This window comes from Paraburkholderia sp. HD33-4 (assembly GCF_021390635.1).
In the GTDB taxonomy this organism is placed as follows: Bacteria; Pseudomonadota; Gammaproteobacteria; order Burkholderiales; family Burkholderiaceae; genus Paraburkholderia.
Genome location: NZ_JAJEJS010000001.1, coordinates 1,276,709 through 1,302,210, shown reverse-complemented (window position 1 = coordinate 1,302,210; position 25,502 = coordinate 1,276,709). Strand labels below are relative to the sequence as shown.

The 25,502-nt window shown below is 65.5% G+C and carries 15 protein-coding genes and 1 tRNA gene; 9 read left to right on the top strand and 7 right to left on the bottom strand.

The window, feature by feature from the left end; genetic code table 11:
• Positions 1 to 73: 73 nt before the first annotated feature.
• The 3 genes from lpdA to aceE all read right to left on the bottom strand — a co-directional run bounded on the left by lpdA (position 74) and on the right by aceE (position 6,417).
• Positions 74 to 1,852, bottom strand: a complete 1,779-nt coding sequence (gene lpdA / locus L0U84_RS05740) for a dihydrolipoyl dehydrogenase (protein WP_233848413.1) — start codon at positions 1,850 to 1,852, stop codon at positions 74 to 76.
• Between the two features lie 129 nt (positions 1,853 to 1,981).
• A complete protein-coding gene (gene aceF / locus L0U84_RS05735; RefSeq protein WP_233848412.1) occupies positions 1,982 to 3,637 on the bottom strand; it encodes a dihydrolipoyllysine-residue acetyltransferase in 1,656 nt (551 codons plus the stop codon).
• An 83-nt stretch (positions 3,638 to 3,720) separates the two neighbouring features.
• The gene (gene aceE / locus L0U84_RS05730) at positions 3,721 to 6,417 is read right to left on the bottom strand and encodes a pyruvate dehydrogenase (acetyl-transferring), homodimeric type (protein WP_233848411.1); all 2,697 of its coding nucleotides are present in this window, start codon (positions 6,415 to 6,417) and stop codon (positions 3,721 to 3,723) included.
• 274 nt (positions 6,418 to 6,691) lie between these two features.
• Between aceE and fixL the strand changes: the two genes are divergently transcribed.
• The 6 genes from fixL to L0U84_RS05700 all read left to right on the top strand — a co-directional run bounded on the left by fixL (position 6,692) and on the right by L0U84_RS05700 (position 16,440).
• Entirely contained in the window at positions 6,692 to 9,208 is a 2,517-nt protein-coding gene (gene fixL, locus L0U84_RS05725; protein WP_233851953.1) for an oxygen sensor histidine kinase FixL, read from the top strand.
• Positions 9,205 to 9,849 (top strand): oxygen response regulator transcription factor FixJ, encoded by a 645-nt coding sequence (gene fixJ, locus L0U84_RS05720; RefSeq protein WP_062129599.1) that lies wholly within the window; start codon positions 9,205 to 9,207, stop codon positions 9,847 to 9,849. The genes fixL and fixJ overlap by 4 nt, the downstream gene beginning before the upstream one ends.
• A gap of 622 nt (positions 9,850 to 10,471) precedes the next feature.
• Complete coding sequence (locus L0U84_RS05715) at positions 10,472 to 11,818, top strand: DUF3300 domain-containing protein (RefSeq protein ID WP_233848410.1); 1,347 nt, start codon at positions 10,472 to 10,474, stop codon at positions 11,816 to 11,818.
• A 128-nt stretch (positions 11,819 to 11,946) separates the two neighbouring features.
• Complete coding sequence (locus tag L0U84_RS05710; RefSeq protein WP_233851952.1) at positions 11,947 to 12,843, top strand: DUF2950 domain-containing protein; 897 nt, start codon at positions 11,947 to 11,949, stop codon at positions 12,841 to 12,843.
• Between the two features lie 262 nt (positions 12,844 to 13,105).
• Positions 13,106 to 13,969: a bifunctional methylenetetrahydrofolate dehydrogenase/methenyltetrahydrofolate cyclohydrolase FolD gene (gene folD / locus L0U84_RS05705; RefSeq protein WP_233848409.1), complete on the top strand. Its 864-nt coding sequence runs from the start codon at positions 13,106 to 13,108 to the stop codon at positions 13,967 to 13,969.
• Between the two features lie 365 nt (positions 13,970 to 14,334).
• Positions 14,335 to 16,440, top strand: a complete 2,106-nt coding sequence (locus tag L0U84_RS05700) for a M3 family metallopeptidase (RefSeq protein WP_233848408.1) — start codon at positions 14,335 to 14,337, stop codon at positions 16,438 to 16,440.
• A gap of 142 nt (positions 16,441 to 16,582) precedes the next feature.
• On the opposite strand, the gene L0U84_RS05695 is transcribed toward L0U84_RS05700, so the two are convergent.
• Positions 16,583 to 17,899 (bottom strand): amidohydrolase family protein, encoded by a 1,317-nt coding sequence (locus L0U84_RS05695; RefSeq protein WP_233848406.1) that lies wholly within the window; start codon positions 17,897 to 17,899, stop codon positions 16,583 to 16,585.
• Positions 17,900 to 18,082: 183 nt separating this feature from the next.
• On the opposite strand from L0U84_RS05695, the gene L0U84_RS05690 reads away from it, so the two are divergent.
• On the top strand, positions 18,083 to 18,781 hold the full coding sequence (locus tag L0U84_RS05690) for an aspartate/glutamate racemase family protein (protein ID WP_233848405.1): 699 nt from the start codon (positions 18,083 to 18,085) through the stop codon (positions 18,779 to 18,781).
• Positions 18,782 to 18,939: 158 nt separating this feature from the next.
• On the opposite strand, the gene L0U84_RS05685 is transcribed toward L0U84_RS05690, so the two are convergent.
• A tRNA-Met gene (locus L0U84_RS05685) sits at positions 18,940 to 19,016 on the bottom strand.
• Positions 19,017 to 19,400: 384 nt separating this feature from the next.
• Between L0U84_RS05685 and L0U84_RS05680 the strand changes: the two genes are divergently transcribed.
• Together L0U84_RS05680 and xth are read left to right on the top strand one after the other, a co-directional pair.
• Positions 19,401 to 20,741 carry a DUF2142 domain-containing protein gene (locus L0U84_RS05680; protein WP_233848404.1) on the top strand — a complete coding sequence of 447 codons (1,341 nt, stop codon included), beginning with the start codon at positions 19,401 to 19,403 and terminating at the stop codon, positions 20,739 to 20,741.
• Between the two features lie 93 nt (positions 20,742 to 20,834).
• Positions 20,835 to 21,611 (top strand): exodeoxyribonuclease III, encoded by a 777-nt coding sequence (gene xth / locus L0U84_RS05675; protein WP_233848402.1) that lies wholly within the window; start codon positions 20,835 to 20,837, stop codon positions 21,609 to 21,611.
• Positions 21,612 to 21,671: 60 nt separating this feature from the next.
• Here the strand turns inward: xth and L0U84_RS05670 are convergent, their stop codons facing one another.
• Together L0U84_RS05670 and ntrC are read right to left on the bottom strand one after the other, a co-directional pair.
• On the bottom strand, positions 21,672 to 23,807 hold the full coding sequence (locus L0U84_RS05670) for a prolyl oligopeptidase family serine peptidase (RefSeq protein ID WP_233848401.1): 2,136 nt from the start codon (positions 23,805 to 23,807) through the stop codon (positions 21,672 to 21,674).
• 141 nt (positions 23,808 to 23,948) lie between these two features.
• On the bottom strand, positions 23,949 to 25,487 hold the full coding sequence (gene ntrC, locus L0U84_RS05665) for a nitrogen regulation protein NR(I) (protein ID WP_233848400.1): 1,539 nt from the start codon (positions 25,485 to 25,487) through the stop codon (positions 23,949 to 23,951).
• Positions 25,488 to 25,502: the final 15 nt, after the last annotated feature.

The following is a 25,502-nucleotide window of genomic DNA, read 5'->3' as shown; positions in this document are numbered from 1 at the left end:
GTTTTTCTTTTGCCGCGCGGCTTGACCCGCTTCGCCGCGCCCGCATGTCACCATGCAGGCACGGCGTATCGCCTTATTTCTTCTTGACCGGCGGCAGATCCGTACAGACGCCTTCATACAACTCAGCGGCCATACCGACCGATTCGCCGAGCGTCGGATGCGGATGGATCGTCTTGCCGATATCCGTCGCGTCCGCGCCCATTTCGATCGCGAGACAGACTTCGCTGATCAGGTCGCCCGCATTCAGACCGACGATACCGCCGCCGATCACGCGATGCGTTTCCTCATCGAACAGCAGCTTCGTGAAGCCTTCGTCGCGGCCGTTGGCGATTGCGCGGCCCGACGCGGCCCACGGGAACACCGCCTTGCCGAACTTGACGCCTTCGGCCTTCAACTGCTCTTCCGTCTTGCCGGCCCATGCCACTTCCGGATCGGTGTAAGCCACCGACGGAATCTGCATCGCGTCGAAGTACGCCTTCTCGCCATGCGCGGCTTCCGCCGCCACGTGGCCTTCGTGCACGGCCTTGTGCGCGAGCATCGGCTGACCGACGATATCGCCGATCGCGAAGATGTGCGGCACGTTGGTGCGCTGCTGGTTATCGACGTCGATGAAGCCGCGATCCGTCACCGCGACCCCTGCCTTCTCCGCGCCGATCCGCTTGCCGTTCGGCGAGCGGCCCACGGCCACCAGCACGAGGTCATAGCGTTGCGGCTCGGCCGGCGCCTTCTCGCCCTCGAACGACACGTAGATACCGTCGTCCTTCGCTTCGGCCGCGGTGGTCTTGGTCTTCAGCATCACGTTCGCGAAACGCTTGCTGTTGTACTTCTCCCAGACCTTGACCAGATCGCGGTCCGCGCCCGTCATCAGGCCTTCGAGCATTTCGACGACGTCGATCTGCGCGCCGAGCGTCGAGTACACGGTCGCCATTTCGAGGCCGATGATGCCGCCGCCGATCACGAGCATGCGCTGCGGAATCTGTCGCAGTTCGAGCGCGCCGGTCGAATCGACGACCCGCGGATCCTCCGGAATGAACGGCAGCTTCACCGCTTCCGAGCCCGCGGCGATGATCGCCTGCTTGAACCTGACGACCTTCTTGCCGCCCTCGGTCTGCACTTCCATGTGGTTCGGATCGACGAACGCGCCGGTACCGACCACCACTTCGACCTTGCGCGCTTTCGCCATGCCGGCGAGACCGCCGGTCAACTTCTTGACCACGCCCGACTTGAAATCGCGCAACTTGTCGAGATCGATCTGCGGCTTGCCGAACGTGATGCCGTGCGACGCGAGGTCAGCCGCCTCGTCGATGACGAGCGCGGTGTGCAGCAGCGCCTTCGACGGGATACAGCCGACGTTCAGACACACACCGCCGAGCGTCGGATACCGCTCGACCAGCACGGTCTTCATGCCGAGGTCGGCGGAGCGGAACGCGGCCGAGTAGCCGCCGGGGCCCGAACCGAGCACCAGCATGTCGCACTCGATGTCCGCGCTGCCCGAATAGCTGCCGGCTTGCGGAGCCGGCGCGGCGGCCTTCGATGCCGCAGCGGCAGGCGCCGGCGCGGGAGCGGCCTTTTCCGGTTCCTTGGCCGCCGGTGCGGCTGCGGCCGCGCCGTTCACCGCTGCCTCGACGAGCGCGATGACCGTGCCCTGCGAAACCTTGTCGCCCGGCTTGATGCGTACTTCCTTGACGGTACCGGCGGTATCGCTCGGCACCTCCATCGACGCCTTGTCGGACTCGAGCGTCAGCAGCGACTGCTCCTGCTCGATGACGTCACCCGGCTTGATGTTGACTTCGATGACGTCGACGTCCTTGAAGTCACCGATGTCCGGCACTTTTACTTCGACGAGACTCATGGTGTCCCCTTCTCTTATTGATCGGTGATGAGCGGCGCGCTCGACGCGCACGGCACGCGAACGCGCGGACGGCGCGACGCGGATCAGTCGAAACTATCCGCGCCCGCGCCGGCGGACCTCAACAGCCGGTCAAAGAATCACACGCCGGAAATCGGCAAGAATCGAACCGAGGTACGCGTTGAAGCGCGCGGCTGCCGCTCCATCGATCACGCGATGGTCGTACGACAGCGACAGCGGCATGGTCAGGCGCGGCACGAACTGCTTGCCGTCCCACACCGGCTTCATCGCGCTGCGCGACAGGCCGAGAATCGCGACTTCAGGCGCATTGATGATCGGCGTGAAATGCGTGCCGCCGATACCGCCCAGCGACGAGATCGAGAAGCAACCGCCCTGCATCTGGTCCGGCTTCAGCTTGCCGTCGCGCGCGGCCTTCGACAGATCCGCCATTTCCTTCGCGATCTCGACGAGGCCCTTCTTGTCCGCGTCGCGAATCACCGGAACGACGAGGCCGTTCGGCGTGTCCGCGGCAAAACCGATGTGGTAGTACTGCTTGAACACCAGGTTGTCGCCGTCGAGGCTCGCGTTGAAGGTCGGGAACTTCTGCAGCGCCGCCACGCAGGCCTTGATCACGAACGCGAGCATCGTGAACTTGACGCCCGCTTTTTCGTGTTCCTTGTTCAGCGCCACGCGCAGCGCTTCGAGCTCGGTGATGTCCGCTTCGTCGTTGTTCGTGACGTGCGGAATCATGACCCAGTTGCGATGCAGGTTCGCGCCCGAGATCTTCTTGATGCGCGACAGCGGCTTCGATTCGATCGGGCCGAACTTCGTGAAGTCGACCTTCGGCCACGGCAGCAGATTCAGCTCGCCACCGCCGCCAGCCGGCGCGGCTGCACCAGCCGGCGCCGCGCGCTGGCCGGTCATCACGCCCTTCACGAACGCGGTCACGTCGGCCTGCGTAATGCGGCCCTTCGGACCCGTGCCCTTCACCTGGCCGACGTCGACGCCGAGTTCGCGCGCGAACTTGCGCACCGACGGCGACGCATGGCTCGGATGACGCGAACCGCCTTCGCCAGCCGGGATCAGCGGCGCCTGCGCGAGCGCGGACGGCGCGGCCGGTGCGGGGCTCGGCGTGGCCGGCGCGTCGGACGGCTTTTCGACCGGCGCCTTCGCGGCCGGTGCCGGCGCGGGTGCCGCGGCAGCGCCGCCTTCCGCTTCGATCACGACGATCACCGAGCCTTCCGACACGGCATCGCCGACCTTGACCTTCACTTCCTTGACGACACCGGCGGCCGAGCTCGGCACGTCCATCGTCGCCTTGTCGGATTCGAGCGTGACGAGCGACTGCTCCTTCTCGACGCGATCGCCGACCTTCACCGCGATCTCGATCACGGGAACGTCTTTGTAGTCGCCGATATCCGGCACCTTGATTTCCTGCACACCGCCGCCTGCCGCAGCGGGTGCGGGCGCGGGCGCCGGGGCGGGAGCCGCCGTCGGTGCAGGTGCGGCGGCCGGTGCAGCAGCAGCCGGCGCCGCAGCGGCAGCGTTGGCGCCTTCGAGCACGATGATCAGCGTGCCTTCGGACACCGCATCGCCCACCTTGACCTTCACTTCCTTGACGACGCCGTCAGCCGAGCTCGGCACGTCCATCGTCGCCTTGTCGGACTCCAGCGTAACGAGCGATTGCTCTTTTTCGACGGTGTCACCCGCCTTCACCAGCACCTCGATCACAGGGACGTCCTTGTAATCGCCGATGTCCGGCACCTTGACTTCGATCGCTTGACTCATTGTTAGTGTCTCCTGGGCCGCGCACGCCGCCTGCCCCTCGCGATGAGGAGCAGGCACGTGCATCGTGGCACACGGGTGATGCCTTAGACGGTCATCGGGTTGGGTTTGGCGGGATCAAGGTTGTACTTCTTGAGCGCCTCGGCGACCACCTTGCGTTCGATCGTGCCTTCGTCCGCCAGCGCGTTGAGCGCGGCGACCGTGACCCAGTAGCGATCGACTTCGAAGAAGTGACGCAGCTTCTCGCGCGTGTCCGAGCGGCCATAGCCGTCGGTGCCCAGCACGACGAACTTCTGCGGCACGAACGCGCGGATCTGCTCGGTCAGCGCACGCACGTAGTCGGTCGATGCGATGACCGGACCCGGTGCATCCTTCAGCAGCTTCTCGACGTGCGACAACTTCTTCTCTTCGCTCGGGTGCAGCAGGTTCCAGCGCTGCACTTCGTGACCTTCGCGCGCGAGCTCGGTGAAGCTCGGCACGCTCCACAGGTCGGCGTTGACGCCCCAGTCGCTCTTCAGCAGGTCGGCCGCGGCGATCACTTCGTTGAAGATCGTGCCCGCGCCCATCAGCTGCACGTGCGGCGCCTTCTTATCAGCAGCGGTCTTGCTGAACGAGTACATGCCCTTGATGATGTCCTCAGCCACGGTCTCGCCCTGCGGGATCGCCGGGTGCTCGTAGTTCTCGTTCATCACCGTGATGTAGTAATACACATCTTCCTGGTCGGCGACCATGCGGCGCAGACCGTCCTGCACGATGACCGCGAGTTCGTAGCCGAACGTCGGGTCGTAGCTGATGCAGTTCGGCACCGAAGCGGCCCACAGCAGCGAGTGGCCGTCTTCGTGTTGCAGACCTTCGCCGTTCAGCGTCGTGCGGCCCGCCGTGCCGCCCAGCAGGAAGCCGCGCGAGCGCATGTCGCCAGCGGCCCATGCGAGGTCGCCGATGCGCTGGAAGCCGAACATCGAGTAGAAGATGTAGAACGGGATCGTGATCTCGCCGTGCGTCGAGTACGACGTCGCGGCTGCGATCCAGTCGGCCATGCCGCCGGCTTCGTTGATGCCTTCCTGCAGGATCTGACCGGTTTCCGACTCACGGTAGAACATCAGCTGGTCGGAATCTTCCGGCACGTACTTCTGGCCGTCCTGATTCCAGATGCCGATCTGGCGGAACAGGCCTTCCATACCGAAGGTACGCGACTCGTCCGGCACGATCGGCACGACGCGCTTGCCGAGCGCCTTGTCCTTCAGCAGGATGTTCAGGATCCGCACGAACGCCATCGTCGTGGAGATCTCGCGGCCTTCGCCCGTGCCCTTCAGCAGCGGATCGAATGCCGACAGTTCCGGCACCGGCAGCGACTGGGCCTTCTGACGACGCGCCGGCAGATAGCCGCCGAGGTCCATGCGCTTCTGGCGCATGTATTCGAGTTCCTTCGAGCCTTCCTCGAACGTCAGGTACGGCACGTCGACGATCTGCTCGTCGGTGATCGGCAGGCGGAACTGGTCGCGGAATTTCTTCAGCTGCTCCACCTGCATCTTCTTCTGCTGGTGGGTGATGTTCATCGCCTGGCCGGCTTCGCCCATGCCGTAGCCCTTGATCGTCTTCGCGAGGATGACGGTCGGCTGGCCCTTCGAATTGGTCGCTTCCGTGAACGCCGCGTAGATCTTGTGCGGATCATGGCCGCCGCGGTTCAGATTCCAGATGTCGTCGTCGGACCAGTCGGCGACCAGCGCCTTCAGTTCCGGCGTGTTGAAGAAGTGCTCGCGCACGAACGCGCCCGACTCCGACTTGTACGTCTGGTACTCGCCGTCGACCACTTCCATCATGCGGCGCATCAGCGCGCCCGACTTGTCGCGCGCGAAGAGGGCATCCCAGCGGCTGCCCCAGATGACCTTGATCACGTTCCAGCCGGCGCCGCGGAATTCGCTTTCGAGTTCCTGGATGATCTTGCCGTTGCCGCGCACCGGACCGTCGAGGCGCTGCAGGTTGCAGTTGATCACGAACACGAGGTTGTCCAGACGCTCGCGGCCGGCCATGCCGATCGCGCCGAGCGATTCCGGCTCGTCCGTTTCGCCGTCGCCGAGGAAGGCCCAGACCTTGCGGCCGTCGGTCTTCGCGATGCCACGCGCCTGCAGGTACTTCATGAAGCGCGCCTGGTAGATCGCCATGATCGGGCCGAGGCCCATCGACACGGTCGGGAACTGCCAGAAGTCCGGCATCAGCCACGGGTGCGGGTACGACGAGATGCCCTCGCCGCCGACTTCCTGGCGGAAGTTGTCGAGCTGCTTGTCTGTCAGGCGGCCGAGCAGGAACGCGCGCGAGTAGACGCCCGGCGACGAGTGGCCCTGCACGAACACGAGGTCACCGCCGTGCTCGGCCGACGGTGCGTGCCAGAAGTGGTTGTAGCCGACGTCGTACAGCGTGGCGGCCGACGCGAACGACGCGATGTGGCCGCCGACGTTGGTTTCCTTGCCGGCGCGCAGCACCATCGCCATCGCGTTCCAGCGGGTGTACGAGCGGATGCGGTGTTCGACGTCCTGGTCGCCGGGGTTTTTGGCCTGGCGCGCGACCGGAATCGTGTTGATGTAAGGCGTATTGGCGGAGAACGGCAGATGTTCGCCATGCACGCGTGCGAACTCGATCTGCTTCTCGATCAGGTAGTGGGCACGGTCAGGGCCTACAGCAGAAATCACGCCATCCAGCGCTTCCAGCCATTCGCCGGTTTCCTGGGGATCGTCGTCTTTATCGGCGGCGACATATTTCATGACTTCGTCGGGTACAGCGGACATGCTCGTCTCCTGGGTATGGGGAACGCACTTTGAACAGACGACGCGGACGCAGGAACGCCGCGGCAGCTCCGGCCGATTGTAATAAGGGTCCCGACGTCAGCGCAACCAAATTTTCAAATTACGAGATCAATTCTCATAATGCGGAAAATTGCTGCAACGCAACCTGGTTTGACTGCCGTTCGACCGATCCGTCGGCTAGTTTGCGCCGATTAACTACACTTTCCGCGCTTTTTTGCGTCATTTGTCGAGGACGTGCTGAGCTACAATGCCACGCATGTTGACCGAACGGCTTTTCTCTCGCTCGGCGCGCACCGCGGGTTCGCCGGCGGATTCGTCGCCGTCCACGCGCTGGCACCACGGACCCTGGTGGTCCAACTCCTATTTGCTGACGCCGCTGCTGTCGATCCTGGTATTCCTGGTCGTCATGAGCCTGATTCTGTGGAGTCTGAACCGGCGCGAGCAGCAGCAGCAGGAAGACACGTTGTACCGCAACGTCGCGTGGGCGCAGCAGCAGATCCGCCTGTCGATGACGGGCGCGCAGGAGCAGATTCAGGCGCTCGCGCGCGACCTCGCCGCCGGCCACGCCGACGAGCATTCGTTCCAGGTGACCACCACGGACATCATGCAGGGGCATCCTGAGATCCTCTACATGAACTGGTACACGGGCCAGCAGCAGCCGCGCTGGCCCAATGCCGCACCGCCGGTGCTCGGCCAGCGGCTCGCGCGGCCGAACGACGCGCAGATGGACGAAGCGGTCAAAGCCGGTTTCGCCGAGGCGCGCAACACGCGCCGCCAGGTGTACTCGCCGCTCATCTACGACGACCTCGGCAACGGCTTCATCACGCTGCAGACGCCGATCTTCCGCGACCGCGATTTCCTCGGCACGATCGCCGCGGTGTTCTCGGTGGAAGGCATTCTGAAGCGCGACATCCCGCCCGAGCTGTCGGCCAAATACAAGATCTCGATCATCGACGTGAACAACCGCGAGTTGACCACCACGTCGACCCGCCCGCGCCTGCCGCGCGACATGTTTTACGACCTGCCGCTCGACCCTCCGGGCCAGGGCATCTCGGTGCGCGTGTATGCGTTCCCGCAGATCACCAACTTCACGAACAACACGCTGGTATGGCTGGTGGCGGGCCTCTCCTGCTTCGTGCTGTGGAGCCTGTGGAGTCTGTGGAAGCACACGCGCCAGCGCTTCGAGGCGCAGCAGGCGCTGTACGCCGAAGCGTTTTTCCGCCGCGCGATGGAAAACTCGGTGCTGATCGGCATGCGCGTGCTCGACATGCACGGCCGCATCACGCACGTGAACCCGGCGTTCTGCCGCATGACCGGCTGGGACGAAAGCGACCTCGTCGGCAAGAGCGCGCCGTTCGCCTACTGGCCGCGCGACGCGTACCCCGAGATGCAGCGCCAGCTCGACATGACGCTGCGCGGCAAGGCGCCTTCGTCCGGCTTCGAGCTGCGCGTGCGGCGCAAGGACAGCTCGACGTTCCACGCGCGGCTCTACGTGTCGCCGCTGATCGACAGCTCGGGCCGCCAGACCGGCTGGATGTCGTCGATGACCGACATCACCGAGCCCAAGCGCGCGCGCGAAGAACTCGCCGCCGCCCACGAACGCTTCACGACCGTGCTCGAAAGCCTCGACGCGGCGGTCTCGGTGCTCGCCGCCGACGAAGCCGAGCTGCTGTTCGCGAACCGCTACTACCGGCATCTGTTCGGCATCCGCCCGGACGGCCATCTCGAACTCGCGGGCGGCGGCTTCGACAGCTCGCAGGCGTCGTCCGATTCGATCGACATGGTCGATACCTTCGTTGGCCTGCCCGCCGCCGCGCTGACCGAAAGCACCGCCGACGCGCAGGAAATCTACATCCCCGGCATCCAGAAGTGGTTCGAGGTGCGCCGCCAGTACATCCAGTGGGTCGACGGCCATCTCGCGCAGATGCAGATCGCGACCGACATCACGACCCGCAAGCGCGCGCAGGAACTGGCGCGCCAGCAGGACGAGAAGCTGCAGTTCACGAGCCGCCTGATGACGATGGGCGAAATGGCCTCGTCGCTCGCGCACGAACTGAATCAGCCGCTCGCCGCGATCAATAACTATTGCTCTGGAACCGTCGCACTGGTTAAATCCGGTCGGACGACGCCTGACAACTTGCTACCGGTGCTCGAAAAGACCGCGCAGCAGGCGGTGCGCGCCGGCATGATCATCAAGCGCATCCGCGAGTTCGTGAAGCGCAGCGAGCCGAAGCGTCAGGCCACGCGGGTCGCGGACATCGTCGCGGACGCGGTCGGGCTCGCCGAAATCGAGGCGAGGAAGCGGCGCATTCGCATCGTGACCGATCTGCGCTCGCGGTTGCCGGTGATTTTCGTCGACCCGGTGCTGATCGAGCAGGTGCTGGTGAACTTGCTGAAGAACGGCGCCGAGGCGATGGCCGAAGCGCGCCCGAACGCGGTCGACCCGGTGATCCGCGTGGTCGTACGACTCGAGAGCGGATTCGTCTGCATCAGCGTCGTCGATCAGGGGCCGGGTGTCGACGAAGCGACCGCCGAGCGTCTGTTCGAACCGTTTTACAGCACCAAGTCCGATGGCATGGGCATGGGGCTGAACATTTGCCGTTCGATTATCGAATCGCACCGCGGCCGTCTGTGGGTGGTCAACAACGTCGAGTCCGACGGCCACATCACGGGCGCCACGTTCCACTGCAGTCTGCCTATTGGGGAGCCTGACGGCCCGAGCAACGGCGGGTCCGAGGCGCCGACACCACAAACCGTTACGGGAGAGCTATGAACAGCCCAGTCACCACACAGGAAACCGTCTTTGTCGTCGACGACGACGAGGCCGTGCGAGATTCGCTGCGCTGGCTGCTGGAGGCGAACGGCTACCGCGTTCAGTGCTTCTCGAGCGCCGAGCAGTTCATCGACGCATGGCAGCCGCACCAGCATCCGGGCCAGATCGCGTGTCTGATCCTCGATGTGCGGATGTCCGGCATGAGCGGGCTCGAGTTGCAGGAGCGCCTGATCGCCGACAACGCGTCGCTGCCGATCATCTTCGTGACGGGCCACGGCGATGTGCCGATGGCGGTGTCGACGATGAAAAAAGGCGCGATGGACTTCATCGAAAAGCCGTTCGACGAAGCCGAGTTGCGCAAGCTCGTCGAGCGCATGCTTGACAAGGCGCGCAGCGAAAGCACCAGCGTGCAGCAGCAGCGCGCCGCGGCCGAGCGCCTCGGCAAGCTGACCGCGCGTGAGCATCAGGTGCTCGAGCGGATCATCGCCGGCCGCCTGAACAAGCAGATCGCCGACGACCTCGGCATCAGCATCAAGACGGTCGAAGCGCATCGCGCGAACATCATGGAAAAGCTGAACGTCAACACGGTCGCCGACCTGCTGCGACTCGCGCTGTCGAACAAGCCGCAAACGGCGCAGTAATAGCCGCACGCGCGGTCATATGCGGCTCTTCGCTCGAAGGGCCGTCAGCGTGACCATTCCGCGACTGCCGGATCGCTGTCAGGCGGTCCGGCCCATAGGTCGCTCGTGAGCCGGCGATGAGGTGCTGTCCGCGCATCTCCAACGCATCGACCCCGCACTTCGCTCTTCCGCTCTTCCGCTCAATCGTCGCCGCGCGCGATTCGCCACGCATTGCCATTCGCCGGCGCGCTTCAAACGTCGCGTGTGACCACGCGGTTTGACAAGCGCGTCCGCGCCTCCTAACTTATACAAAGCTCGATAACGGGGTCGCTGATGCGCGACCGATAGCGGCCTCACGTGCGGCATCATGGCGCCCGTTGTGGTCGGGCGAAGCCGGCCAGTGTGATCGACCGGATGCCGCCGCCATCGCCCCATTCGCTGCGAGTACCCCCGCAGCGCCGGCGCGCTTCTCCCCTGCCCCACCAGCTTTTGTCTTGCCGCAAACCGTATCGCTGGCTGTCTCACCGCTTGTGCTTTCCCTGATTCCTGCGTGACGCGTCGTGGCGGCACGTGCCGCGCGTCGGCGCCTCGCGAGTCACCCCGAGTGTCATCCCGAGTGTCACCCAACCGGGAGGAGGTCATCGTGAAACGATCCGGAGTGCGCCGCCCGCGAGTGTGGCTGCGAGTGTGGCCGATCTGCGCCGCGCTGGCGGGCGCGCCCGTCGTCGCCAGTCTCGGCCTGCTGGGCGCATCCAGCATCGCGCATGCGCAAGCCCCCGCGAAAGTCTCGAACCAGCAGCTCGATTCCCTGACAGCGCCGATCGCGCTCTACCCCGACGCGCTGCTCGCACAGGTGCTGATGGCCACGACGTTTCCGCAGCAGGTGCAAGACGCGGCCGCGTGGTCGAAGGCGAATCCGAACCAGCAAGGCGACGCCGCCGTCAAGGCGGTGGCCAGCGAGCCGTGGGACCCGAGCGTGCAGTCGCTCGTCGCGTTTCCGCAGGTGCTCGCGACGATGTCCGCGAAGCCCGACTGGGTCACGCAAATCGGCAACGCATTTCTCGCCCAGCCGAACGACGTGATGGACTCGGTGCAGCGTCTGCGCAAGCAGGCGCAGTCGGCCGGCAATCTGAAGACCACCGAGCAGCAGAAGGTCGTCGTCGAGCAAAGCACGATCCAGATCGTGCCGGCCAATCCGCAAGTAGTGTACGTACCGACCTACAACCCGACGGTCGTCTACGGCACATGGCCGTACCCCGCGTATCCGCCCGTTTATATGCCGCCGCCTCCGGGCTATGCGCTCGCGGGCGGCCTCGCCGCGGGGCTCGCGTTCGGCACCGGCGTCGCGATCGCGAATTCGCTGTGGGGCGGCTTCAACTGGAACACGCACGACGTCAACGTCAACGTCAATCGCTACAACAACATCAACGTGAACAACAGGATCAACGCCAACGGCGGCACGACGAACTGGAACCGCAACACCAACGTCAACACCGCGAACCTGAATCGCAACGTCAACAACGCCAACCTGAACAACGCCAACCTCAACGCGCAGCGCGATGCCTACCGCGGGCGCGACCAGGAGCGCGCCCAGGCCCAGCAGACACTGCAGAACCGCACCGGGCAGAACCTCGGCGGCAGCGCGAGCCAGCGTGTGCAAGGAATCCAGCAGGGCGGCGTCGAGAATCAGAATCTGCAGAATCGCGCGCAGAACGTCAATCGCGACAACGCGCTGCGCGGCGCCGGCGACGGCAATGCCTCGCGCGAGGACATGCAGCGCGGCCAGGCGAGCCGCGAGTCGTACGCGCAGCATCAGGGCGGACAAATGGGCGCGAATGGCGGCGGCATGCAAGCCTCTCGGGGCGGCAACCTCGGGGCGAACGGTGGCGGCATGCAGCACGGCGGCGGGTTCCAGGGCGGGGGTGGCGGGTTCGGCGGCGGGGGTGGCGGTGGTGGCGGCCAGCCTCACTTCGGTGGCCGTCGTCGTTGAACGCGTCGAACGTCGAGGAGGAGTCTCTGATGAAGCGCTTATTTGCAAAGGGCGCGACGGGCGCCCGCGTTCAGGCCTTGGCTGATGCGTCCGGTCGCCGTGACCGCTCGCGCGTTTGGCTTCGCTACATGGATCGTCCCGGCGGCCCCTCGGCGCGCGCACTGCTCGCCGCGCCGATCCTGCTCGCCGTCGCCGGCCTCGTTCACGCGCAGGCCGTCTATCCGAGCGCGGACGCGGCCGCCAATGCGTTCGTCGACGCGCTCGCGAGCAACGACGAACCCGCGATCAAGCACGTGCTCGGCAACGATTTCCGCCGCTTCATCCCGGCCGAGGACATCGGCCAGGAAGACATCGACCAGTTCCTTGGCGCATGGGCGAAGGGTCACCAGATCGTCGCGGATCCGGCGAGCGGCGACGCTCGGGCGAGCGCGCATCTTGCCGTCGGCGACAGCGGCTGGACGCTGCCGATTCCGCTCGTGCAGGTCGCGCACGGCTGGCGTTTCGATCCGCCGGCCGCGCAGGGCGAAATGCTGACGCGGCGCATCGGCCGCAACGAACGCGCGGCGATCCTGACCTCGCTCGCGTACGTCGACGCGCAGAACGACTATCGCAACCTCACGCAGCACTACGCACAGCGCTTCGTCAGCACGCCGGGCACGCACGACGGCCTCTACTGGCGAACCGCGCCCGCCGAAGCCGAGAGCCCGCTCGGACCGCTGGCCGCGGCGATGCCCCCGAATACCCGCCCGCAGGAGGCCTATCACGGCTATCACTACCGGATCCTGACCGCGCAGGGACCGCATGCGCAGGGCGGTGCGCACAACTACGTCGACGCCGGCGTCATGAGCGGCGGCTTCGCGCTGATCGCATCGCCGGCCGACTACGGCAAGACCGGCGTGATGAGCTTCATCGTCAATCAGGACGGCCAGGTGTACGAGAAGAACCTCGGCGCGCAGACCACGCGCGCGGCCGCGGCGATCCGGTCGTTCGATCCGGACGGGAGCTGGCGCCCCACACAGCCGTAGCCAACCGTCGAGGCGAGCCTCAGGTCCCGACCGATGGCTCGTATCCACTGCGGAAGCGCTCCCGCGCGCCGGTATAATGTCGCACTTTGCAGCGGCGCCTTGCCCGAATGGGCAGCGCGCCTGTCGCAGGGCGACCGGCTCCGCCAACCGGCCGAAGCTCGCCGTCGCGCGCCCCCTCCGCGCGAGCGCTTCGCCCCGCCTGCCAAACCGCCTGTCCCGACCTGATTCCCGATCCCAACCTCGACCCAACGTTCGACCGACCATGACTGCCAAACTGATCGACGGCCTCGCCCTCTCCAAGACCCTGCGCGCCGACGTCGCCGCGCGCGCCGCCGCCCTGACCGCTCGCGGCCATCAGCCGGGCCTCGCCGTGATTCTGGTCGGCGACAATCCGGCCAGCGAAGTGTATGTGCGCAACAAGGTGAAGGCCTGCCACGACAACGGCCTCGGCTCGTCGTTCGACCGCTATCCGGCCGACCTGCCGGAAGCCGACCTGCTCGCGCGTATCGACGAGCTGAACCGCGATCCGGCCGTCCACGGCATTCTCGTGCAACTGCCGCTGCCGAAGCACATCGACAGCCACAAGGTGATCGAGGCGATCGCGCCGGAGAAGGACGTCGACGGTTTTCACGTCGCCAATGCAGGCGCGCTGATGACCGGTCAGCCGTTGTTCCGTCCGTGCACGCCGTACGGCGTGATGAAGATGTTCGAGGCCTACGGCATCGATCTGAAGGGCGCGAACGCGGTGGTGATCGGCCGCTCGAACATCGTCGGCAAGCCGATGGCGCTGCTGCTGCTCGAAGCGGGTGCGACCGTCACGATCTGCCACAGCAAGACGCGCGATCTGGCCGCGCATACGCGCAACGCCGACGTCGTGGTCGCCGCGACCGGCCTGCGCAACATCCTGACCGCGGAGATGGTGAAGCCGGGCGCGACGGTGATCGACGTCGGCATGAATCGCGACGACGCCGGCAAGCTGTGCGGCGACGTCGACTTCGCGGGTGTCAAGGAAGTGGCTGGCCATATCACGCCGGTGCCTGGCGGCGTCGGCCCGATGACGATCACGATGCTGCTGGTCAACACGATCGAAGCGGCCGAGCGCGAGGCGAACGCGGCAAAGGCGTGATAGCCGGGCGGTGAGTGTGAGGCGCAGTGAGGCGGAGTGAGACGACTCATCCGTCTTGCAATCGCCCGCTCGCCCGCTCGCCCTCCCCCCCTCCGCCCGTCCTCCGCTCCCCTCTCCCACCGAACCACCATCTCATCACCCCGCCGCCGGAATTCGCGGCCCACGTCCCGCCCCAACGCGCCCAGCGCACCGCAACATCTGTTAATTTGTCAGCCGATGGATTGGAATCGGCGCTCCCCGCCCCAATAATGTCCGTACCCGGTGCCGCCGAGCGCCGTGCGCCGATCGTCGAGTAACACATCACGAGACGGCACGCGCGAGCGCCGCCGCGCCGGCCCCTTCACCCGCGTCAGACAGGAAGCCTTATGTCCACTACCGCCACACCTCAAGACAACCCGCTCCTCGATTTTTCCGATCTGCCGCGCTTTGGCTCCATCCGACCCGAACACGTGACCCCTGCCCTCGACGTGCTGCTCGCCGACGCGGCGGCCGCCGTCGAGCGTGCCGCGCTGCCGGTCACGCCGGCGTCGTGGGCCGACGTCGTCGAACCGGTCGAGCGCGCCACCGAGCCGCTGTCGCGCGCGTGGAGCGTGGTCGGCCATCTGAATGCCGTCGCCGATACGCCCGAGTTGCGCGCCGCGTACGGCGACAACCTGCCGCGCGTGACCGAGTTCTGGTCGAGCGTCGGCCAGAATCTCGCGCTCTACGAGAAGTACAAGGCACTGAACGCGAGCGACGAATTCGCGTCGCTGAACGGCGAGCGCAAGAAGATCCTCAGCAACGCGCTGCGTGACTTCCGCCTGTCGGGCGCCGAGTTGCCCGAAGACCAGAAGCCGCGTTTCGCCGAATTGCAGGAGCGCCAGGCGGCGCTGTCCAAAGCGTTTTCGGATCACGTGCTCGATGCGACCAACGCGTACGCGTACCTCGTCGATGCGGGCAACGAGGCGCACCTGGCAGGGCTACCCGAAGACGTGATCGAGGCGGCCAAGGAAGCCGCCGAGCGCGACGGCAAGACCGGCTACAAATTCACGCTGCACTTCCCGTCGTATTTCCCGGTCATGCAGTATTCGGAAAACCGTTCGATGCGCGAAGCGATCTATCGCGCGTACGTGACGCGCGCGTCCGAACTCGGCGCGCAATACGGCAACGGCAAGACGGAGTGGGACAACACTCAGGTGCTCGCCGACGAACTGAAGCTGCGCGCCGAAGAAGCGCAGATGCTCGGCTACGGCAACTTCGCCGAAGTGTCGCTCGCACCGAAGATGGCCGAATCGCCGGCGCAGGTGATGGCCTTTCTCGAAGACCTCGCCACGCGCGCGCGTCCGCATGCGGAACAGGACTGGCAAGAGCTGCGCGAATTTGCCGCGAGCGAACTCGGCATGACCGATCTGCAGCCATGGGACATGACGTTCGCCGCCGAGCGTCTGCGTCAGAAGCGCTATTCGTTCTCGGAAAACGAAGTGAAGCAGTACTTCCCGGAAGACGCGGTATTCAAGGGCCTCTTCAAGGTCACCGAGACGCTGTTCGGCGTGCGCATCCGCCGCGACGAAGCGGCCGTCTGGCATCCGGACGTGCGCTTCTTCCGCGTCGAGAACCAGGACGGCGGCCTCGTCGCGCAGTTCTATCTCGACCTGTATGCACGCGAAGGCAAGCGCGGCGGCGCCTGGATGGACGACGCGCGCGGCCGTCACAAGCTCGCGCATGGCGCGGTGCAAACGCCGGTTGCGTATCTGACCTGCAATTTCTCGGCACCGGTGGGCGGCAAGCCCGCCTGCTTCACGCACGACGAAGTGATCACGCTGTTCCACGAGTTCGGCCACGGCTTGCATCACATGCTCACGCGCGTCGATGAGCTCGGCGTGTCGGGCATCAACGGCGTCGAATGGGATGCGGTCGAACTGCCGTCGCAGTTCATGGAGAACTTCTGCTGGGAATGGGACGTGCTGTCCGACATGACCTCGCACGTCGATACCGCAAAGCCGCTGCCGCGCGAACTGTTCGACAAGATGCTGGCCGCGAAGAACTTCCAGAGCGGCCTCGGCACGCTGCGGCAGATCGTGTTCTCGATGTTCGACATGCAACTGCATACGGGCTTCGACGCGAACGGCGCGAAGAGCGCCAACGACCTCGCGCGCGAAATCAACGAACGCTTCCATGTGGTGCCGCAAGCGCCGTTCTCGCGTTGGCCGAATACGTTCAGCCATATTTTCGCGGGCGGTTACGCGGCCGGCTACTACAGCTACAAGTGGGCGGAAGTGCTGTCGGCCGATGCGTACGCGGCGTTCGAGGAAGCCGCGCAAGCCGCGGGCAGTGTGCTCGATCAGTCGACCGGCATGCGCTATCGCCGCGAGATCCTCGAAGTGGGCGGCAGCCGTCCGGCGATGGAATCGTTCAAAGCGTTCCGTGGCCGCGAGCCGAATATCGATGCGCTGCTGCGGCACAACGGCATGGCGCCGGGTGCCGCGCACTGAGCGACGCACCGAGCGATTCAGGCGTCGCGATGATCGTTCGTTCGGTATGGATGGGATGGCGCTGAACGAACGATGCCGATAGGAAAACCGGCGGTCTGCGCGAGCAGGCCGCCGGTTTTGCATTCATGCGAGACACACGTCGCTACGCGCGATGCAGCTTGAAATCGACCTGCTCAGGCCGCCCTTCGAGCGATAACGTCGCGCTCGCGGCCGGCGCCCGGCTCACCACCCTGCCCCGGCTCACCACCGCGAGGCGCGCGGCACGCAGACGGATCGCCTCGAGCTCGTCGCGCGCATCGAGCAGGACGAGATTGGCCGCGCAGCCGGGCGCGATGCCATAGTCGTCCAGACCGAGAATACGCGCCGCATTCACGGTCACCGCGTCGAAACAGGCGTGCATGCCGTCGACGCTGGTCATCTGCGCGACATGCAGGCCCATCTGCGCGACTTCGAGCATGTCGGCCGAACCGAGGCTGTACCACGGGTCCATCACGCAGTCGTGGCCGAATGCGACCGTGATGCCCGCGGCCAGCATCTCCGGCACGCGCGTCATGCCGCGCCGTTTCGGGTACGTGTCGCTGCGCCCCTGCAGCGTGATGTTGATCAGCGGGTTCGCGATCGCCGCGACGCCCGATTCGCGCATCAGCGGCAACAGCTTGCTCACGTAGTAGTTGTCCATCGAATGCATCGACGTCAGGTGCGAACCGGCGACGCGTCCGTGCAGGCCGAGCCGGTGGGTTTCGGCCGCGAGCGTTTCGATGTGGCGCGACAGCGGATCGTCCGATTCGTCGCAATGCATGTCGACGCGCAGGCCCTGCTCGGCCGCGTACTCGCACAGCATGCGCACCGACTGCGCGCCGTCGGCCATCGTGCGCTCGAAATGCGGAATGCCGCCGACCACATCAACGCCCATGCCGATCGCGCGCTTCAGGTTGTCGAACGCACCGGCACTGCGCAGCAGACCGTCCTGAGGGAAAGCGACCAGTTGCAGATCCAGATACGGTGCGACGCGGCGCTTCACTTCGAGCAATGCCTCGACCGCGAGCAGACGTGGATCGCACACGTCGACGTGGCTGCGGATCGCGAGCAGGCCGCGAGCGACCGCCCAATCGCAATACTGCATCGCGCGTTCGATCAGCGCTTGCTGCGTGAGTTCGGGCTTCAACTCGCCCCATAGCGCGATGCCTTCGAGCAGCGTGCCCGACGCGTTCACGCGCGGCAAACCGTACGACAGCGTCGCGTCCATATGGAAATGCGGATCGACGAACGCCGGCGTGACGAGCGAACCTGCCGCGTCGATTTCGTCGTGCGCGCTCGCGGCCAGGTTCGGCTCGACCGCGACGATGCGCCCCCCGTCGATGCCGATATCGATCGGGGACCGGTGATGCGCAGACGGGTGATGTTGAGACAGCTGGGCGGCGCAGCGCGGCAGCGTCGCGCTGCGGATGATCAGATCCATGTATCGCTCCGGTTGATCGCGTTCGGACTGGTTACGATTCTATCGGCGCCAGAAAAATGCGGGCGCCTGTTGCGCGTGGCGTTGCCGATGCGTACCGGCCCGCGCGGCGCAATCCGTACCGGCGGCCAGCAATGCGACACGCCTATACTCGCCGTTTCGGCCATGCATTGACGGAGCGTACAGATGAAAACGATCGGCGTGATCGGCGGGATGAGCTGGGAGTCGTCCAGCGAGTATTACCGGCTGCTGAACCGCCACGCGAAGGCGCGGCTAGGCGGTCATCACAACGCGCGCAGTCTGCTGCTGACCGTCGATTTCGCATCCATCGAGGCGAACCAGCGCGCGGGCGACTGGCACGCGCTCGGCGAACAGATGGCCGACGCCGCGCGCCAGCTCGAACGCGGCGGCGCCGATCTCGTGATCCTTGCGACGAACACGATGCATCGCGTGTGCGAATCGATCGAGCGGGCAATCACGGTGCCGTTCCTGCACATCGCCGATCCGACCGGCGCGGCGCTGCGCGCGGCGGGCGTCGAGCGCGTGGGCCTGCTCGGCACGCGCTACACGATGGAGCAGACGTTCTATACGGGCCGGCTGCGCGAGCGCTATGGACTCGACACGCTCGTGCCCGATGACGACGAGCGCGCGGACGTGCACCGCATCATTTACGACGAGCTATGCCACGGCAACGTGAGCGACGGGTCGCGCAAGATCTATCAACGCGTGATCGAGCATCTGGCCGCGCGTGGGGCGCAGGCGGTGATACTCGGTTGCACGGAGATCACGCTGCTGATCAAGCCGGAAGATTCGGTACTGCCTGTGTTCGATACCACGGAGTTGCATGCGCACGCGGCAGTGGAGTGGGCGATTGGGGAACGGTGACGATGGGCTTCAGACATCGATAGCGAACGAATCTGTGCGCGCGGTGTGCGCGTATTCACGCGTACACCGCAACGTGCCGCGATGCGCCACGAGCAAAGTGAAGCGCTGAAAGTCAAAAAGCCCGCATGGCTTGCGCGATGCGGGCTTTCAACAATGCTTGGTTGCGGGGGTAGGATTTGAACCTACGACCTTCGGGTTATGAGCCCGACGAGCTGCCAGACTGCTCCACCCCGCGTCAGAGAAAAAAGATTATATAAGGTCGCTGACAAAACGTCAAACCCTTGCGCGAAACTTTTCTCAAACGACGTCGTCGCCAGGAGAAAATTGCAGCACGCTCCGGGCATGGTGTGATGAACAAGCTCGCTTCCCGATCCGCGCCACGGTGGAACTCGAGATTCGATAAGCGCGCACGAGCATGCGATGTGCGACACCGCATCTGCGCCATCTGTAAAGACCGTCCTGATCGGCCAGACACCCAACACAGCCTCGTATTCCACGCATTGCGCGAGACACTCAGCAAGTAAAATGTCGCATCTCCAGAGGCAGCTCCCCATCGCCACACTCAGGCTTGGACCACGCCCCAATCATCGCGGCCCCAACCACGAGACCTGAATTACCAATGCGACAACTAAAACAAAGCGCAGTCGTGTTTTTTGCGATCGTTATTCTCGGCGGCATTCTGTCGGCCATCATCCCGCCCATGCAATCGCCGGACGAGGGGGACCACCTGAAGCGCGCCTATCTGCTATCGATCGGGTCGCACGTGCACACACCGTCGGGTCAGTCCACCGGCGGCGACATCGACGATGGGCTCAAGGCGTTCATGTCGGCCTATCTGAACGCCGTAGCGAACAAGCCGCACACGACGTTGACACCCCAAACGATCCGCGACGCGAACGACATCCGCTGGTCAGGCACGCGAAGCTTCGACCCGATGCCGAACGCATCGCCCTACTTTCCGCTCGCGTATATTCCGCAGGCCATCGGTCTGCGAATCGGCCAGACATTCAATCTGCGCGTCGGCACTTCGTACCGCCTTGCGCGCGCCGCGTCGCTCGCGGCCATCGCCGCGTTGCTCGCGCTGTCGTTCCAGATCTTCCGGCCGAACGCACTCGTGATTTGCACGCTGGCACTGCCCATGACGATGTTCCAGATTGCCAGCGCTACCCAGGACGGCATCTCGATCGCATGGCTGATCCTGTCGGTGAGTCTGTTCCGGCGCGGACTCGAACGCGAGCGGAGCTTTCCCACATGGATGGGCGTACTGCTGATCCTGTCGGCTTTCCTCGTGATGTCGAGTCGACCACAACTTTTCCCGATCGCGCTATTCCCCGCTTCCGTGTTCTGGGTGCGCCGTGACCGGCGCGCCCTGGTCGTGACCGCTATCGCCACGCTCGGCGCGCTCGCCTGGATCATCCACGGGCTCGGCGTCGTGAACATGGGCCACCCGCGCTCGATGACCACGGGACAGATCCTGTCGATGTACGCGCATCATCCGATGGAGCTGATTGCGGTGTTCGCGCGTACGCTCTCGGACCCCGGGTACCTGGCCTTCTACTGGCACTCGTTCGTCGGCATTCTCGGATGGCTCGATACGCCGATGCCGGCTTCGATCTATCTGTCGGCCGCCGTGGCGCTGATCGTCGCCGCGGCGATCTCGTTCTCGCGCGATGTGTCGCGCTGCGCGCGCTGGTTGCCGATTTTCTGCGCGGCCGCGGCACTCGGGCTCGCGTTCCTCGCAATGCTGATCACGTGGACGGATCAGCCAGCGCAATTCATCGTCGGTGTGCAGGGCCGCTACTTCACCGCGCCGGCATTGCTCGTCGCCTATGGACTCGGCAGCCAATCGACGAGCGAAAGGCGCGCGATGGCTCAGCTGGTCGTCTGTGGTGGCTTCCTTGCGATCAGTGCGTTCCTGACCGCGTCGACAGTGCTGTGGCGCTACTATCTCGGCATGTGAACGGCGCGGGCGACCTGGCAGGCGCCGGCTTTGGCCGGCGAGGCCCCCGCTATAATCGGCCTTGCTCTCATCACGCACGCATCGGATATCTTCGTGAAAATCGCCACCTGGAACGTCAACTCCCTCAAAGTCCGCCAGCAACACGTCATCGATTGGCTCGCGAGCAGCCGCACCGACGTGCTGTGCCTGCAGGAACTGAAGCTCCCCGACGAAAAATTTCCGCGCGCCGAACTCGAGGCGGCCGGCTATCGCAGCTGGTACGCGGGTCAGAAGACCTATAACGGTGTCGGCATTCTGGTACGCGAAGGTTTGAACGTCGATGAAAACAGCATCGTGCGCAACATCCCCGGATTCGAGGATCCGCAGCAGCGCGTGATCGCGGCGACCATCGACGGCGTGCGCATCGTCTCCGCGTATTTCCCGAACGGCCAGGCGCCCGGCACCGACAAGTTCGCGTACAAGCTGCGCTGGCTCGACGCGCTACACGACTGGCTCGCAACCGAGATGACGCTGCATCCGAAGCTCGCCTTGCTCGGCGACTACAACATCGCGCCCGAAGATCGCGACGTGCACGATCCGAAGGCATGGGAAGGTCAGAACCTGGTATCGCCGGAGGAACGCGCGGCGTTCGTGCGATTGATCGGCCTCGGTCTGCTCGACGCGTTCCGCCAGTTCGAGCAGCAGGAGAAAATCTATTCGTGGTGGGACTACCGGATGATGGCGTTCCGTCGCAACGCGGGGCTGCGGATCGATCACATCCTGCTTTCGAAGGCACTCGCCGACATCTGCTCGGCGTGCGACATCGACAAAGTGCCGCGCAAGTGGGAGCAGCCGTCGGATCACGCGCCGGTGTTCGCGCAGCTCGGTTGATCCCGGGTTGATTCTGAACGCAGCGACGAAGCGAGGCAGCTGCCTCGCTTGCGTATCGCTTCAAGCGCCGCCCAGCACACTCCACAAGAAGCCGAACACCATCGCATCATGCTCGGCCTGCTCCAGCTCATCGGAGCCGCCGTGTCCGCCCTCCGTATTCTCCCGATACCACACCTGCCGCGCGCCCAGTGCCTGCATGCGGGCGGCCATCTTGCGCGCGTGGCCGGGATGCACGCGATCGTCGGCGGTCGACGTCGCGAACAGCACCGGCGGATACATCACGCCTGCCGCGAGGTTGTGATACGGCGAATACGCGGCCAGCGCGCGCGCTTCGTCGGGCTCGTCAGGGTCGCCGTACTCGTCGATCCACGAAGCGCCCGCATGCAGCAGGTGATAGCGGCTCATATCGAGCAACGGCACCTCGCACACGACCGCGCCGAATAGCTGCGGCCGCTGCACCATGCAGGCGGCCACCAGCAGACCGCCGTTACTGCCGCCCTGAATGCCGAGCTGCGCGGCGCTGGTCACGCCGGTCGCGATCAGCGCTTCGGCGACCGCGATGAAATCATCGAATGCGCGCTGGCGATCCTCGCCCTGCGCCGCCGTGTGCCAGCGCGTGCCGAACTCGCCGCCGCCGCGAATATGCGCGACCACGTACACGCCGCCGCGTTCGAGCCAGCCGATGCCCTGCCCCGTCAGATAGCTCGGCAGCAGCGGAATCGCGAAGCCGCCGTAGCCGCTCAGCAGGCAAGGACGCGTCGGCTTTTCACCGCCCGGCGATGACGATGCTTGCGTCGGTCCAACCACCGTGTACGGCACACGCGTGCCATCGGCCGATACCGCATGTCCGCGCGTCACGGCAACCTGCGTCGCGTCGAACTGCGTCGGCCAACGGTCGAGCAACTCCCATTCGCCCGGCTCGTCGCGCGCGAGATCGGAGAGCCAGTAGGCGGGCGGTTGCAGATAATCGTCGGTGTCGACGAACACTTCGTCGTTCAGCGTCGACTCGACCGGCGACACATCGACCTGCGCCTCGCCGCGCGACGCGAACACGCGCTCGCGCCAGTGCCACGTGCCGTCTTCGCGCTGCGACGGCGTCCAGATCAGGGTCTTGCCGCGCACATCGTCGAGATACGACACGATCAGATGATGGCGCGTATGCGACCAGTCGCAGGCCGAGGTCAGCGGCGTCGGCGTGAAGAGCGGGGTCACGTCGCGCTCGCCGCGCAGAAACGCGTCCTCGCGAATCGCGAGCAGCGCGCCGCCCGGATAGCGCGCGAGCTTGCCGTCCCACTCGCATTCCCAGTCGAGCCGTGGCTCGAGCAGCAGCCAGCCCTGCCATGCACCCACCGCGACGTGCGACGGCACGTCGTAACGATGCCAGGCGTCGCTCACGGCGTCGAGGTAGTAGGTGTGCGAATCGAAAAAGTCGACGCCGCTCGTCACCGTATGCCGGCGATCGACCGGATCGTAATGCGCCTCCACGCCGATGTCGCCAAACTCGCCGCGAAACACGACGGGCGCATCGGCGAGCGCGGTGCCGCGGGTCCAGCGCCGCACGTCGCGCGGATAGCCGGAGCGCGTCAGCGTCTTGCGCCCGTTGTCCCAGCCGACGTAGAGCGTATCGCGATCGATCCACGACACCGTGTGCTTGCCCGCCTTCGCGATCGCGAAGCCAGCATCGACGAAACGCTGCGTGTCGAGATCGAACTCGCGCACGACGAGCGCATCGGAGCCGCCCGGGGACATCGTGATCAGCGCGCGGTCGCCGTCCGGATAGAGAATGTCGAGATCGACGCAGACCCACGGCTTGCCTTCGGCCGCGCCGAGCGCGTCGAAGTCGAGCAGGTTCTGCCACACCGGCGCGCCGCTGCGCCATGCGGCCCACGCGGTGCGTCGCCAGATACCGCGCGGATTGCGCTCGTCCTGCCACAGATCGTAAGCCCAGTCCTTCCAGCGATCCGGAATCACCGGACGCTCGCGCGGCAGATAGGCATCGGCGAGCCGGCGTCTGAGCGTGTCGAACGACGCGCCGCTGCACCACGCCGCGCGCGTGCGCGCGTTCTGCGCCTCGACCCATGCGAGCGCGTCGGCGTCGTACAGCTCTTCGAGCGACAGGAAGGGATCGGGGGAAAGCGGCCACTCGAACGGGGCGGGAGAGGCGGGAGGGGCGGGAGGAGCGGAAGAAGCTGGCATCGTCGGCTGTTGGATCGGAACAGCGATGATTATGCCTTGTGCGCTGTGCTTGCCGGTTTGCCACGAGGCGCGAGGCAAAAAACGACGAAGGCGGCCTGAGCCGCCCTCGCCTGCGATGCACGATCGCTCAGGACGAGCGCGTCAAGGCTCGAGATTCAGCTCCTGAATCTTGCGCGTAATCGTATTGCGCCCGATGCCGAGCCGCTCGGCCGCCTCGACCTTGCGGCCGCGCGTGAAGTCGAGCGCCTCGCGGATCACGGCCGCTTCGAAGCGGCGCGCTAGTTCGTCCATCACGTCGGCCGCGTTCTCGCGCAGCATGCGCGCGACCTCGGTGCGCAAACCGCCTTCCCATGCGCTTAGCGCCGCGGCGACCGACACCCCGGCCGCACCGCCCGGATGCACGAGCGTGTTGCCGTTCGTGCCCACGAGCGGCGCGCCGCTCGCGTATCCGGCATTGGCCGCGATGGCACCATCCGCCGTCGCGCCGGCAGCGGCAGCGGTACCAGGCTCGCTCCCGGCCCCGTGCGCGGGAACGAGATCGGGCGGCAGATCCTTGATCTCGATCGTCTGCGCGGGCGCCATCACGGTGAGCCAGTTCGCGAGGTTCTCGAGCTGCCGCACGTTGCCCGGAAACGGCAGCGACGCGAGATACGCGAGCGCCTCGTCGGACACGCGCTTCGATTCGACGCCGAGATCGCGCGCGCTCTTCTGCAGGAAATGACGTGTGAGCAGCGGGATGTCTTCGCTGCGCTCGCGCAACGCTGGCAAGCGCAGACGAATCACGTTCAGGCGGTGATACAGGTCCTCGCGAAACAGGCCCTGCCGCACACGCGATTCGAGGTTCTGGTGCGTCGCCGCGATCACACGCACGTTCGAGCGCAATGGATTGTGGCCACCCACGCGATAGAACTGCCCGTCCGACAGCACGCGCAACAGCCGCGTCTGCAGATCGAACGGCATGTCGCCGATTTCGTCGAGAAACAGCGTGCCGTTCTCGGCCTGCTCGAAGCGCCCCTGGCGCATCGCCTGCGCGCCGGTGAACGCGCCGCGCTCGTGACCGAACAGTTCGGACTCCAGCAGATCTTTCGGGATCGCGGCGGTGTTCAACGCGATGAAGGGGCCGTTCGCGCGTGGGCTATGCCGGTGCAACGCACGCGCGACCAGTTCCTTCCCGGTGCCTGATTCGCCGGTAATGAGCACGGTGGCCGCCGAATGCGACAGCCGGCCGATCGCGCGAAACATGTCCTGCATCGCGGGTGCCTGGCCGAGCATCTCGGGCGCTTCGGCGACGCGCTCGTCCCACGTCTGCTCGCCGCGCATGCTTTCGTCGACCGCGCGGCGAATCAGCTCGACGGCCTTGTCGACGTCGAACGGCTTCGCGAGATACTCGAACGCGCCGCCCTGGAATGCGGCGACCGCGCTATCGAGATCCGAGAACGCGGTCATGATGATGACCGGCAAGCCCGGCACCTTGTCGCGTACGGTTTGCAGCAACTCCAGCCCGGAGCCTCCGGGCATGCGGATATCGGAGACCAGCACCTGGGGGCTGTCGTGATCGAGCGCGGCCGACGCTTCGCGCACGTTCGCGAAGCTGCGCGTCGCGAAGTTCTCGCGCGCCAGCGCTTTTTCGAGCACCCAGCGAATTGATTGATCGTCGTCTACTATCCAGATCGGCTTCATATAGGTCGGTCAGAA